Below are 12,833 nucleotides of genomic sequence, written 5' to 3' on the forward strand. Positions count from 1 at the left end.
GCCTTCTGATTCACATCCAATCGAACAACAACGTCACCCTCTGTGACCGCTCCCCAAGATCTGTGCCAGAACCGAGAACTAGCAACGCTGCCGAGCGTGTGGGCTCTTCCTCGGTGCCGTGATGTTGGCCGGTGTCCGCTGCTAATGAGATCAGTCCGCGAGTTGCTTACCTGGTGAGGACTGGATTGGATGGCACGCTGGCTGGGCCGACGAGTGCGCTGAGATGTCGTCCCTGGCGGGGAGATGCCGTCTCAGAGTGCGGTGAGGCGTGCGATCGTTCCGATCTCGAGAGCGGTCCACATTGCGCCGTCCGGCCCTTGGGTGATGCCGTGGGGTTCTGAGGACGGGCTGGGGAGATCGTGTTCGTCGATACGACCGTTGGGGGTGATCCGGCCGATGCGGTTGGCTCCCCACTCGGTGAACCAGCAGGTGCCGTCGGCGTGGGCGGCGATGGCGTGTGGGCGTGACGCGCGGTCGGGTAGGGCGAATTCGTCGATCCTTCCATCCGGCATGATCCGTCCGATCTGACCTGCGCCGATCTCGACGAACCACATGGCGCCATCGGCGCCGGCGGTGATGCCGACCGGGGCGCAGTCCGGTGTGGGTAACGGGTAGATGGTGACGTCGCCGGCGCGTCCGATGGCACCGATCGCGTTCGCCTGGTTCATCGTGAACCACAGCCGTTCGTCCGGGCCGGTGGCGATAGCTGACGGGAAGGCTCCCGAGAGCGGGAGAGGGAACTCGGTGACGTGACCGTCGGGCGTGATGCGGCCGATGCGGTCGGCGTTGGCTTCAGTGAACCAGAGGGCGTCATCGGGGCCCGTAGTGATCCCGAACGGCCCGGCATTGGGCGTCGGCAGCGGGAACGAGGCGACGTTTCCGGCCGTGGTGATGCGGCCGATCCGGTGGCTGCGGAACTCGGTGAACCACAGCGCGTCGTCGGGCCCTGCTGTGATGATCGACGGTCCGCTGGAAGCCGGTTCGAGTTGGTAGGAGGTGGTGTCGCCGCCGGGTGTGACCCGGCCGATCCGTCCGTGGTGGACCATGGTGAACCACACTGCACCGTCTGGTCCGGCAGTGATTCCGTAGGGTCCGGCTTCACGGTCGGAGACGGAGAACTCCGCGATTGAAACGGTCGGACGATGCGGCATGGGCGGGTTCCTTGGTCGGTGGGCGGGGGAAGTGCGACTGCGGATGCTATCGGGGCCGCGGTGCCCGACGCTCCTGGATATTCCGGCTCCGCGGCTGCAGGGGACACGCCGGCCCTAAGAGGGCGGTATGAGAGCTGATGCCCGATTCTTCGTTTCGTGCGGACAAGCGGGCAGGCCGTAGCGACGTCGACCGGCTACGGCCGGGGCTGGGTGAACAAGCCTGGCTCGGTCTCGGTCAGGATCCCGCGGTCGGCCAGCCGCTTGAGCTTGAGGCGGGTGTTGTTGATGTTGTTGGGTGCGACCGCCACGTCCATCGCCTCGCACACCTGCCGCGCACGCAGCGGATGGTCGGCCGCGGTGAACACCGCCATGATCTGCTGGTAGGCCGGATGGTCCGGCAGTTTCGGGGCCGGCGGCGCGGGTGGTCGCGAGTCGGGCGGCTCCAGCAGCGTCTTGCGGGTGATCCGGACTTCTTCGGCGGCCCGGCCGAGTTCGTCGAGCTGGGCGGTCAGCTGCGTGATCTGTTCCCGCGTGGTCTCGGCCTGCACGGCGATCTCGCGTTCCCGCTCCTCCAGCCGTGCCAGCACCGCGCCGAGCGTCAGCTCCCCGCCGGTCATGCGGTGCGCCAGGCGGGCACGGTCGCCGCGGTCAGCCGGCGCAGTATCACCGCGGTCATCGCCCAGTACACCCGCGACTCCGAACCGGCGGGAAGTCGTGCGGGAGCAGCTCCCACTGGCAGCCGGTCCGGCCCTGGTAGAGCAGCGCGTTGACGATCCTCCGCATCGCGTACCGGCCCTGATGGCCGCTGACCGAGGGATGTGCGGCCTTCCACGCGGTGATCACCGGCTCCACCAGCGCCCACTGCTCATCGGTCAGGTCCGTCTTGTAGGGCTTGCGCTCGCTCACGACGACCAGCCCAGCATGCCCATGGCCGCCGACCGGCCGGGATGCCGCACCGCCACACGTCCAGGTGACGACAAAGCGCCTATGCACTCTCATACCGCCCTCTGAGGGCGCGGCCGTGAGGAAGGCGGCACGTCAAAGCGCCATCGAGCGGCGGCTCCGCGACCTCCTCTTTCGGCGGGAGGCCGACGAGTAGCCGCGCCGGTCATTGGCCGCGGCGTGCTCCTCCTCCGCCGGTGCTGCGCCCGTACCGGGACGCGCCGCCGGAGATCTGGCCGCCGGCCTGGCCGCGCCGGCCCGGGTTGTGGACGGCGGAGGCCTTCATCCCGGCGAACGCCATGACCACGGCGTCCCTCTTGTCGGGACTCCGACCCATGCGCTTGACCACCTCCTCCTTCGGTGAGGACGCCCCCATGCTCCCGGAGGACCCGCCCGAATCCCCCGCCCGCCACCCCCACGCCGTCCCCGCACAGCCCCGCTACACCCCACCCACCCTGCTGCAGGAGTTCCGCGGCCACCCCATCACCTGGTCACCGTGGAAGCAGGCCCCGCGCGTCACCCACCCGCCCCTCGGCTGCGAGTGGTGCGGTGCCCCCGGCCCTCCGATGTTCGCCGTCGGCCTTCACCAGAGCCCGTTGATCCAGCTCCACGCCTCCCGCTGCGGCCACTGCCAGGAGACCTGGGTGTTCGAAGTCGTGGATCCCTCCCCCGACGGCCTCAAGGAGATCGCCTACTACAAACCCAAAGCCCCCGCGAACGGAAGGAGCACCTGAGAGACGACCTACCACCCCGCCCACGGTGACCCAACAAAAACTGTGCAGGCACAAGACGATGGGGCCCGAACGTACCTGCGTGCCGGGCCCGCCAACACGCCCTCCATAGCAGCGACGGAAGACAGCCCGGCCCATGCCGCCGTGGGCGGTCGCCGTTTCCACTGGAAACGGCAAGCGAGGGGCGGCTGCCCCGCAGGACGCCATCCCGGTTATGCCGCGATGCGGCAGCACCGCCGTCCGCGCCACCTGGATCTTGCGAGGGGATACCGGGTTTCAGTCCGGTAGGGGATCGCTTCTCGATCCCGCTCTGACCTGCACGCGCACGGTCCTGCGCGCCATGGTTCGGGCGGACCCCACCCTCCAGAACAACCAGGGAGGCTTCAACTTCAAGGTCCTGGCAGCACAGTTGCCCAAGGCCACGCCGGACACCCTGGTCGGCCAGTTCCGCGCCTACTGCATCAACACCAGCATTCACAAGGCGTACGAGCCGTACTTCGGGCCGCCGGTGCCCAAGGAGTACAACCGTCACGCGACATCCCACGCAGCGGGCCCGACGCAGATCACGCCCGCCAACGCGCTCGCCGCGGTGATGCTCGCCGTTGGCCTGGTCCGGGAACTGGAAGAGACGCAGCGGCCTCTCAGCCCAACCGGATGAGGCACGACAGCCGCGTCAGGAGCCGCTCAACGGGCCTGGTTTGTCAGCGGGCAGACGTCACGGCGGCGTGCAGTTCCCGCACACCCGTGGTCTGCGGGTGCCGCTCGGCCAGCTCGGTGACGATGCTGCGGATCGCGGGCCGGTCCCGGACCTCGCCGGGGCTGGCCCGGTAGGCGTCCAGCAGGGCGCGGGTGGCCTGCTCGGGCCGGTTCCACGCCCACCAGGCCCGTGCCATGTTGTGGCTATGGTTTGGAGCTGACCGTTGACCGCTGGCAGTGCCGGATGCGACTACCGGCTCTGGGCAGCATCGATGAGGATTTGCGCGATCTCTCGAAGGGGATCCCAGCGCTCGTCCAGTGGCACCTGTCCAGCTTCCGCGGCGTCAAGCAGAGCATCGATCCTCTCTTCGACGTAGCGCTTGTTCTGGAGCTCTCCCTGCCATGTGTTCACCGACTTGTTCAGCGATGTCCACTGGATGGGGACGGGATTTCCGTCAGGGCCGATGAGGCAGTCCAGGCCGAAGTAGAACTCGACGGAGCAAGCTCGGCCGTTGACGTCGTCCTGGCTTGGGCCCGAAGGTCCGTGTGTTGGATAAGCGCGCGCGTAGTCCAGATCGGGCAGATTGCGAGCGATGTGGTTCTTGGGAAGAGCCGGGTTGGCCAAGGTCTTCAGTGCAGCCAGGCCAGCCGCATCGTTGTCGACGAGGGCGATGACGCGGTTCATCACACCTGCGGCTGCGAAGCTCCTGAGGTTGGCGACCACCCGGTCCGTCCCGCCGGCTGCCTTGGTTTCCTCGAGGTCCCAGAAGGCGAAGTAGCCAGCGATGTCGGGCCTGACGATAGGTAGTGCCCGGCCTAGGACACGGGAGTCATACTTCCCCTCGGTGATGACGATGATGGGTCCGCTGCTCGCCATCTCATCTCGCAGCTGCTGGAGGGCCTCGGTCGAGATCGCCTCGCTGCTCTCAAAGTAGCCAGCCATGAGCAGCTCGCTCATATCGAGCTGTAGGACCTCTTCAGGATCTTGAGAGCTAAGGATCAGGACAAGGAAAAGCCTCGGATCGACTGCAAGGTCATCGAAGAAGAAGTCCAGCTGCGAAACGCAAATTTCTTCCAGCTCGGCCAGCTCTGGGTGATCCTCCCCCTCTTTCCAGTTCCCGAAGGCCTCCGCTCGCTTGAGGTAGGCCGCGATCCCCGTGTCTAGGACCTCGGCGGCAGAGACCCGATGGCAGATCTCCTGCTTGCGCTCTCTCGTGGGACGGCTCAACACCAGAAGCCCGTCCTCGATGTCGTCTTGGTTGACGTCTTCGAGATCCTTGATCATCTCTTGGCTGCATCGATCGGGATCGAAGCCCATCAGCTTGAGGCGAGTCATGATCGTCTGGACTGTGCTCCGGTAACCGAAGAGCTCACGATGGTTGAAGTCCTCAAACTCATCGAGCTCGTCCCACGCTGCCTCACCACGCGCGTTGGCCTCGTCGACGCGTCGAGCCCATTCGAGGTGCTGGTACTTGTCTTCCTCACGGAAGACCGTCATGAGCTTGGCGGGCGTCTCGTTCTTCCCGATCCTGATCTCCTTGTCGCCCAAGAACAGGGCCCAGGTGTCCCCCATGCGCCTCTCCGATCGGTGTGCTGCGAGATCATTTGATGCTCATAGTTTCAAACGTTGACCTTTCAGGGTCGTGGTTGCCGAGCTGGGCCGATGTGGGTGACCTTGGCAGACGCTTCCAGTGCTTGCCGTAGCTGTGCGTTCAAGGAAGTCCATGGAGCGATCCAGCATGCCCGCGATCCTGAAACGTCGGCAGACCCGGCTCGGCCCTGCCGCCGCGGTGGCCGCGGCTTTGACCGGCACCGTAATCATGGCCACGGCGGGCGTAGCGTCCGCCGACACCAACACCGGCACCGAGAAGTCCACCATGCTCTGCAACGTGGTGCTCCTCTCGCCCGGCGCGGATGTCGGCGGCTGCTCCAACGTCCAAATCACCGGCCAGGACATGGTCAAAAACGGCACCGCCAACACCGCGGTCGTCGACTACGCCAAGGTCGAGTCGGTCGCCGGCCTGCTGCCCTGACCCTCTCCGGCGCCCCGTGCCCAGCCAATTCCGGTCCCGCACAGGCGCCCCACCCCGTCCCTCCACCTTCTCGAAGGGGAAGTCCATGCACGCGCTCATGCGCCCCGCTGCCCTGCTGGCCGTCGGCGGCGCCCTCGCGCTCGCCGCCGCCGGCACCGCCGCCGCCGACACCGTCAAAACCCGGCAGACCTCCGACATCAGCGGCCCCACCGCCGCCCTGCTGTCCCCGGCCAGTGCCCGACCAGACAACGCCCAGACCAGCCACCAGACCACCGAAAAGACCGACACCACCAACTCGTCCGTCATCGACTACTTCGGAGCGCCCAACATCATGCCCCGCGTCGGCTTCTGACCCGGCGCTGACGGGGCATCATCGGGCTCTCCTCCTCGCCCGGCGTCAGCCCTCTGCAGTACCGCGACCGGTCCGCGACGCCCAGGCATCGCGGACCGGTCTTCGCACATTGGCAGCGCGCCCGGCGCTGCCGCTCCCGGCCGAGCGTCTGAGGTATTCCACCGAGGGCACGGGTATCGCGGCATAGATCAGCTCCCCGTGAGAATCCCCTTGCTGCCACCGCTCGTCGGATAAGTCGCTCTTGTAGGGCTGGCGGTCGCTCACGAGGAACACTCCAGCACGACAGGACTCCCCGTTCAGTCCGATACGCCTGTGCCACATCTTCCAGCGACAACAAACGCGGCATCACGTCACATACCGCCCTCTGAGTACCGGCCGACGAGCAAGGCCAAGGACTTGCTCACCGCGTTGCTTTCTTTGATGCACTGGGGCGATGAGCACGCCGAGGATCCGGTCGGCCCTCCGCGGGTCACGAGCCATGCGGGATGCGGGGGCAACGTTCGGGAACAGCTCGTGTGCACCCACTGCGGACAAGTGGTGGGCCCGGACGCCGTTCTCCTGCTTCCCGGCCCGGCACTCACCGACTCGCCGGCCTGACATTCGAAATATTCCTCGACGGACTCGCCGCCACCAGCTGGGGTGCGTACCGAGTCGCGATCAGGGGAGGCCCGCGTGAGGTCTGTTCCACATCGTCACGGCGCGCGGTTGACGCTCAACGATGATCCTCTCTTTGGAGAGATCTGCATCGCGACTGACGGGCGGGCCACCCCCGCTTTCCGCTTGCTGAGTACGCGTCATCACCAGTTCGACCGTCGTCTGGACCGATGCAAGGGCGGCTGACGGGCCAGCCGACCCGCTCTTTGCTCAGGCAGGGTTGAACTGCCCGCTATCGGTGATCTGTCTCTCCACTTCGACATCCCGCGCCCGACCGCTTTGCCGACGCCGCGGTAAGCCGGCCTTCCGTCTTCCGTAGCAGAAGCGGTGGTGGACGGCCGACCAGATGACGAACTCCAGCGGTATCTCCCACGCTTGCCTGCCGGCGTGAACCACCGGAGCCCGCCCTCCTGCCGCTGCAGTAGCCGCTAGCAGCACAGCTCGAACCTTAGTTGCTTCACGAAATTCGTGCGGCTAGGGTCCGAGTTGCTTCATGAAACTTGAAAGTATCCCTGCCCCCGTGGGGTGACGCTCGATGGCCAGGAAAAAGCTCGAAGACCATCCCACCGTCGTCCAAGTCCGCCGGCGTGACCGCACCACCGCCCGGCCCGCCGAGCCGCTGGATGCGGCGTGGCTGCGCCAGCTGTGTCTCGACGCGGGTGCGGACGACGTCGGCTTCGTCGAGATCGACCGGCCGGACATCGCCGACCAGCGAGAGGACCTGGACGCCGCGCTGCCGGGTGTCCGGACGTTGATCAGCATCGTGTCCCGAATGAACCGGGAGAACGTCCGCACTCCTGCGCGCTCGGTCGCCAACCTGGAGTTTCATCACACCGGTGACGAATCCAACGAGGTCGGCCGACAAGTGGTGGGCGAGCTGGAAGCGGTGGGCGTGCGCGCCATCAACCCCGCGATGGGTTTTCCGATGGAGATGGACAAGTTCCCCAGGAAGGCGTGGGTCGTCTCGCACAAGCCGGTCGCCGTGGCGGCGGGGCTCGGCAAGATGGGTATCCACCGCAACGTCATCCACCCGAAATTCGGCAACTTCATCCTGCTGGGCACGATCCTTGTCGACGCCGAGGTCAGCGAATACACCCGGCCCATCGAGTACAACCCCTGCCTGGAATGCAAGCTGTGCGTGACGGCCTGCCCGACCGGGGCGATCGCCTCCGACGGTCACTTCAACTTCTCCGCCTGCTACACGCACAACTACCGCGAATTCATGGGCGGCTTCGGCGACTGGGCCGAACAGGTCGCCGAAAGCCGTAACGCCCACGACTACCGTGCGCGAGTGAGCGACAGCGAGAGCGCCTCGATGTGGCAGAGCCTGTCCTTCGGCGCCAACTACAAGGCCGCCTACTGCATGTCGGTCTGCCCGGCCGGCGAGGACGTCATCGGCCCCTGGCTGGACGATCGCAAGGCACATCTGACCCAGGTCGTGCGCCCACTGATGGACAAGGAAGAGACCGTCTACGTCGTCCCGGGTTCCGACGCCGAGCAGCACGTGGCCGACCGGTTCCCGAACAAGCGCACGAAGCATGTGGCGATGAGCCTGCGAGCGAACAGCATCGACGGCCTGGTGGAAGGCCTGCCGCTGATCTTCCAGCGCGAACAGGCCAAGGACATGTCCGCCACCTACCACTTCACCTTCACCGGCGACGAGTCCCGGCAGATCACCGTGACCATCCGCGACCGCGAACTTGAGGTCGCCGACGGACATCACGGTGAACCGGATCTCAGGATTACCGCCGACACGCGCACCTGGCTCCGTTTCCTCAGCAAGCCCTCGCTGTTGGCGTGGGCACTGGTGCGGCGCCAGATCAAGCTGCAGGGATCCCCCCGACTGCTGCGCGACTTCGGCCGCTGCTTCCCGTCCTGATCGGTCAGGAAAGAACGCATCACCGATTCATCACTGTGAGAAATGAAAGACGGATCATGAGCGCTCTCAGCACCGAAGTCGAGCTCGACCTCGTGTTGGAACGTAAGGAAACGATGGCCGAAGGCGTCGTGCTGCTGACGTTCCGCGACCCGGGAGGCCGTCCACTGCCGGAATGGCAGCCGGGAGCCCACATCGATCTGATACTGCGAGCCGACCTGGTCCGGCAGTATTCACTGTGCGGGGACCCGGGAGATCGGTCCCGGTTCCAGGTCGCGGTGCTGCGGGAACCGGAAAGCCGCGGCGGGTCGAGTTACGTGCACGACGGGCTCACGGAAGGTGAGTCGGTGCGCGTCCGTGGGCCGCGCAACCATTTTCCGCTCGTGAAGGCCAAAAAGTACGTGTTCATCGCGGGCGGAATCGAGATAACCCCGATCCTGCCCATGGTGGCAGCCGTCAACGCGACCCGCGCCGACTGGCGCCTCGTCTACGGGGGCCGCACCCGAGCTTCGATGGCATTCGGTGAGACTCTGCAGCGGGCCTACGGAGAGCGGGTGAGCCTGCGGCCGCAGGATGAATACGGGCTGCTGGACCTGGCTTCGCTGCTCGGCAAGCCGCAGCGGAAGACAGCCGTCTATGCCTGCGGTCCGGAACCGCTGCTTGCGGCGGTCGAGACCGGCTGTGAGAAGTGGCCGAGCGGATCTCTGCACCTGGAGCGCTTCGCCCCGAAGAAGGACGCCACCGCCGGACCGCAGAGTAGCTTCGAGGTCGAGCTGGCCCGGTCCGGCAAGAAGCTGCTGGTCTCTGAGGACATGTCCATTCTTGAGGCCGTCGAAGGTGCCGGTGTGCCGGTGATGACGTCGTGCGAGGAGGGAATCTGCGGAACCTGCGAGACGAAGGTGCTGTCCGGGGAGATCGACCACCGCGACTCGGTCCTGGACGCCCAGGAGCGTGCCGCGGGCGACACCATGATGATCTGCGTCTCCCGGGCCAAGGGCAACCGCCTGGTCCTCGATCTCTGATCCACTTCGGGAGCAGATGACCGGGCCGCGCAGCCTGTCCTGTGGGTGTTCGGGCGTTGACGGTTCGCCTCAGGTCGGATCGCACGAACACATTGAAGTGCGCCATGACCGCGAGGAAGACGTGGGCGGGGGCTCTTGCTGTCCACGGCCACCGGCTCCCCGGACTGGGTCTTCAGCCGTCAGGTCGGCGGGACCACCTGGGCAGACCGCGCAGATGATGAGTCGGATCGTCGCCGCGGTCGACGCGATGCGCACATTCAAGGAGGTCAGCAGGCGTGCGTCGAGCCGGGCCAGAGCCTCCTGCGGAGCATTGCACCCGCCTGCACCACCGCCGTGATCGACCACATCTCCCGGAAGAGCCCAGACTGCTACGCGTCGTGCGGGAGACCGATCCGGGTCACGTTCTCCTCAACAGCACGCTCGCGAAGCGGCCCTTGAACAGCGCGCCGGGCCGGAGCGGCCCTCCTTGGGGGTCCTGGCGGCGGAGACCAAGCCGTCCTTGACGTCCTCGGTCTCGAAGAGCGGGACGGCGAGGTCGAACAGATACTGGTCGGCGGCCGGGATGCCGCCCGTGGCCCACGCGTGCAGCAACGCCTTGTGCACCACGTGCCCCCGGGTGGGGCCTTCGGCGATCCTGCGGGCGGAAGGACTCGGCTTCGCAGCGCAGTTCGTCGTCGGGGACGACGCGGTTGCTGCCCCCTGCCTCGGGATGTACGAGCCGGGCGCGTGGATCGCCCGGGCCGTCCCGAAGCCGCTCCTGATGATTGCCGAGGCCGCCGAGACGGTGATTCCCGCCGACATCCAGCCGGCCGCATACGAGCGGGCGCTTCCCCCGAAGAAGCTGGTGATGCTGCCCGGCGGGCACTTCGACGCCTACGCTGAAGTCGACTCTGGTGAGGTATCGGCCTCAGATGCGCACGGACGTTGCGGGCCGGACGACGTACTGGCGCAGGTACAGGTCTCGGTAGGAGACGGGGCCGCGAGGGCCGGGGACGCGGTCGATGTTGATGCCGGTTTCTGGCAGGTGCAGGAGCTTGAAGCCGTCGAGGAGACGCGTGGTGGAGTTCCAGAAGACGCCTGAGCCACCGTAGGCGTCCATGCTGGCGGGTGAGGCGAGCCCGCCCGTGACGATGCGTCACGACGTCTTCGGCAGGACACCCATGCCGAGGTGGTGTGTATGGCCTGCGGTGGGTTGATGACGGCGGACAACGTTCATGCCCGGATGGGGCCCGGTTACCCGCCGCACTGGCCGAGCGGCCGGATGTGCGCGAGCGGTTCGCGGGTTGCCCCGGCGGTTCACACTGGCGTGGCTGTATCCGATCCCGCAGTCGAAGTCCGGCGTTGGAGGCCGTGACGAACGCGGGCCTCCGGCAGCTCTTCGTCACGTGGCTGTAGCCGGTCGGCGTTGTCATGGTCGAGCGTGCCGTCGTCGAAGATGAACGCGAGTGGGGCTACCCAGTCCACGACCAGCAGCCCGTGCAGCGTGACCCGTAGCCCGACTTCCTCAATCGGCTCGCGGCGGACCGCGTCCTCTGGCGGCTCTTTGGGCCTCCGCCATCCCGCGGGGCAGGTCCCAGGCGGGGATCCGCAATACGGCAGTCTCAGCTACGACGGCCACCACGGCTGGTCCCTCCTCCAGGGGCGGTACACCGTGGCGGTGTTCTTCGAGCACGCCGCCACGCTTGGCCTTATCGAGAGCGAGTACGTCACGGCGGGCGCCCGTGAGGAGGCCGTCCCGGCCTCGCCGGGGTTCACCGCGCCGCGACGGCGGGGGCGCCGCCGGTGGACAGGCCCTTCGGCTTCCGCAACGCCGACCATCGATGCCTGCGCACGTGGTGCGTGACCCACGCGCGAAGCCCGCAAGGACCTCCGCACCGCTCAGCTGTGAAGAACCGGATCCCCGAGCGCTTGCCGCCTGGAAACCGATCGGTGTACGATTGACGTGAAACCGATCGGTTTCCGAAGCGCTTGTGACCCACGGGCATCGGCGCAGCGTCAGTCGGTCGGAGTCGTTGATCGCCAGGCTGATGCAGAGATCAGTCCCGAACGCGCCGCACCCGGCGCGTGCTGATCGCGTGCGTACCTCTGGAGTAAAAAACCATGTCTTCTCATGCCACCTCCACCATCTTCGTTATCGGCGGTACAGGGGCCCAAGGGATGCCCATCGTCCGCGCTCTTGTCGCAGACAAGAAGTACTCCGTCCGGGTCCTCACCCGGGATGCCACCTCCCCCCGGGCCCAGGAACTCCTCGCGCTCGGCAACGTCTCCATCCTCGAAGGGTCATTCGCCGACGAGGATGTGCTGCGCGAAGGATTTCGCGGCTGTGACGGGGCGTTCATCAACATCGACGGGTTCAACACCGGCGAGAAGACCGAGACCTACTGGGCCATCCGCACTTACGAGATAGCGATCGAAGAAGGAATCAAGTTCTTCGTCTACGGGAACCTCGACTACGCCCTCAAGAAATCAGGCTACGACTCCAGGTTCCGCACCGGCCACTATGATGGCAAGGGTCGCATGGCCGAATGGGTACTGTTCCAGAACGAAAAGAACAGGGACCGCATGGGAGCGGCGGTCTTCACGTCGGGTCCCTACATCGAGATGGTGATTTCGCCGCTCACGCCCATGCAACCCGCCATCGAGGATGGCGTCGTCACCTGGCGCGTCCCGCTCGGCGAGGGAGCTGTTCCGCATGTTGCTCTCGAAGACTGCGGATTCTATGTCCGCTGGCTCTTCGACCATCCGGAACGGGCCAATGGCATGGACCTCGAAGTCGCCATCGAGCACATGACCTACACCGAAATGGCTGCCGCATTCGAGAAGGTCACCGGACATCCGGCCCAGTACATCGACACCGATCTGGACACCTACTGGAACAGTCCGGACCTGAAGGGGATCGCTGATCACCCTGCCGGATACAACGCTGATCCCAACGACAAGAGCACCATGAGCTTCCGCGACAATTTCACGGGCTTCTGGAACGTGTGGAAGCACGGAATCATCACCAGGGACTACGCCCTGCTCGACGAAATCCACCCCAACAGGATCAGAAGCGCTGAAGAGTGGTTCCGCCGCGAAGACCAGTTGGGCAGGGAACTCGGCAAGGGAAGCCTTTGGGAGAGGGTCCAGCCAGAGAACTGGAGCATGGACTCCGCCGTCCTCAAGAGCAGCGCGGATTTCAGGACGGGCAAGTTGTAAGCACAAGCGGTAAACGGGCGAGCGGGCGGCGGCTCGGTATCCGCTGCGCGACGAGTTGAATACAGTAGCCATCGCACGGCCTTAGGGCGTTTCTGATGGCTCTTGGACGATGTCTCGGAGCCAGATGACGACGGCCGTGACGGTCAGGGTGCCGTTGAAGATGTAGTCGCGTTTGTCG

At 66.0% G+C, this 12,833-nt stretch carries 13 protein-coding genes and 2 pseudogenes; 8 read left to right on the forward strand and 7 right to left on the reverse strand.

Going from position 1 to position 12,833, the window contains the following annotated elements; translation table 11 throughout:
* Positions 1-251: 251 nt before the first annotated feature.
* From OP79_RS43325 to OP79_RS55660, 4 genes and pseudogenes are all read right to left on the reverse strand, one after another.
* Entirely contained in the window at positions 252-1,151 is a 900-nt protein-coding gene (locus tag OP79_RS43325) for a Vgb family protein (RefSeq protein ID WP_033328641.1), read from the reverse strand.
* 194 nt (positions 1,152-1,345) lie between these two features.
* Positions 1,346-1,768 (reverse strand): hypothetical protein, encoded by a 423-nt coding sequence (locus OP79_RS43330; protein WP_033328642.1) that lies wholly within the window; start codon positions 1,766-1,768, stop codon positions 1,346-1,348.
* 88 nt (positions 1,769-1,856) lie between these two features.
* Positions 1,857-2,057: pseudogene (locus OP79_RS43335) on the reverse strand (transposase); the annotation flags it as partial.
* 202 nt (positions 2,058-2,259) lie between these two features.
* Positions 2,260-2,430 (reverse strand): hypothetical protein, encoded by a 171-nt coding sequence (locus tag OP79_RS55660; RefSeq protein ID WP_157857468.1) that lies wholly within the window; start codon positions 2,428-2,430, stop codon positions 2,260-2,262.
* On the opposite strand from OP79_RS55660, the gene OP79_RS43340 reads away from it, so the two are divergent.
* On the forward strand, positions 2,429-2,827 hold the full coding sequence (locus OP79_RS43340; protein WP_033328643.1) for a hypothetical protein: 399 nt from the start codon (positions 2,429-2,431) through the stop codon (positions 2,825-2,827). The two genes, OP79_RS55660 and OP79_RS43340, sit on opposite strands and share 2 nt — an antisense overlap.
* Positions 2,828-3,164: 337 nt before the next feature.
* Positions 3,165-3,482 (forward strand): hypothetical protein, encoded by a 318-nt coding sequence (locus OP79_RS43345; protein WP_157857469.1) that lies wholly within the window; start codon positions 3,165-3,167, stop codon positions 3,480-3,482.
* A gap of 43 nt (positions 3,483-3,525) precedes the next feature.
* Here OP79_RS43345 and OP79_RS43350 read toward each other — a convergent pair.
* Together OP79_RS43350 and OP79_RS43355 are read right to left on the reverse strand one after the other, a co-directional pair.
* Positions 3,526-3,720 (reverse strand): annotated as a pseudogene (locus OP79_RS43350) (transcriptional regulator); the annotation flags it as partial.
* Positions 3,721-3,770: 50 nt separating this feature from the next.
* A complete protein-coding gene (locus tag OP79_RS43355) occupies positions 3,771-5,093 on the reverse strand; it encodes a HEPN/Toprim-associated domain-containing protein (protein WP_033328646.1) in 1,323 nt (440 codons plus the stop codon).
* 151 nt (positions 5,094-5,244) lie between these two features.
* Between OP79_RS43355 and OP79_RS43360 the strand changes: the two genes are divergently transcribed.
* The 4 genes from OP79_RS43360 (at position 5,245) to OP79_RS43375 (ending at position 9,457) form a co-directional block, all read left to right on the forward strand.
* A complete protein-coding gene (locus OP79_RS43360) occupies positions 5,245-5,553 on the forward strand; it encodes a hypothetical protein (protein WP_033328647.1) in 309 nt (102 codons plus the stop codon).
* A gap of 85 nt (positions 5,554-5,638) precedes the next feature.
* Entirely contained in the window at positions 5,639-5,905 is a 267-nt protein-coding gene (locus tag OP79_RS55665) for a hypothetical protein (RefSeq protein WP_033328648.1), read from the forward strand.
* Positions 5,906-7,094: 1,189 nt separating this feature from the next.
* Positions 7,095-8,438 (forward strand): SCP2 sterol-binding domain-containing protein, encoded by a 1,344-nt coding sequence (locus OP79_RS43370; protein WP_033328649.1) that lies wholly within the window; start codon positions 7,095-7,097, stop codon positions 8,436-8,438.
* Positions 8,439-8,494: 56 nt separating this feature from the next.
* Positions 8,495-9,457 carry a PDR/VanB family oxidoreductase gene (locus OP79_RS43375; protein WP_033328650.1) on the forward strand — a complete coding sequence of 321 codons (963 nt, stop codon included), beginning with the start codon at positions 8,495-8,497 and terminating at the stop codon, positions 9,455-9,457.
* A 408-nt stretch (positions 9,458-9,865) separates the two neighbouring features.
* Here the strand turns inward: OP79_RS43375 and OP79_RS56590 are convergent, their stop codons facing one another.
* Positions 9,866-10,063 carry a hypothetical protein gene (locus OP79_RS56590; protein WP_051745506.1) on the reverse strand — a complete coding sequence of 66 codons (198 nt, stop codon included), beginning with the start codon at positions 10,061-10,063 and terminating at the stop codon, positions 9,866-9,868.
* Positions 10,064-10,073: 10 nt separating this feature from the next.
* Between OP79_RS56590 and OP79_RS56595 the strand changes: the two genes are divergently transcribed.
* A complete protein-coding gene (locus OP79_RS56595; protein ID WP_051745508.1) occupies positions 10,074-10,538 on the forward strand; it encodes an alpha/beta hydrolase family protein in 465 nt (154 codons plus the stop codon).
* A 1,019-nt stretch (positions 10,539-11,557) separates the two neighbouring features.
* On the forward strand, positions 11,558-12,655 hold the full coding sequence (locus OP79_RS43385) for an NmrA family NAD(P)-binding protein (RefSeq protein ID WP_033328651.1): 1,098 nt from the start codon (positions 11,558-11,560) through the stop codon (positions 12,653-12,655).
* The last annotated feature ends 178 nt before the right edge of the window (positions 12,656-12,833 follow it).

This window comes from Streptomyces yerevanensis (assembly GCF_000716805.1).
Classification (GTDB): Bacteria; Actinomycetota; Actinomycetes; order Streptomycetales; family Streptomycetaceae; genus Streptomyces; species Streptomyces flaveus.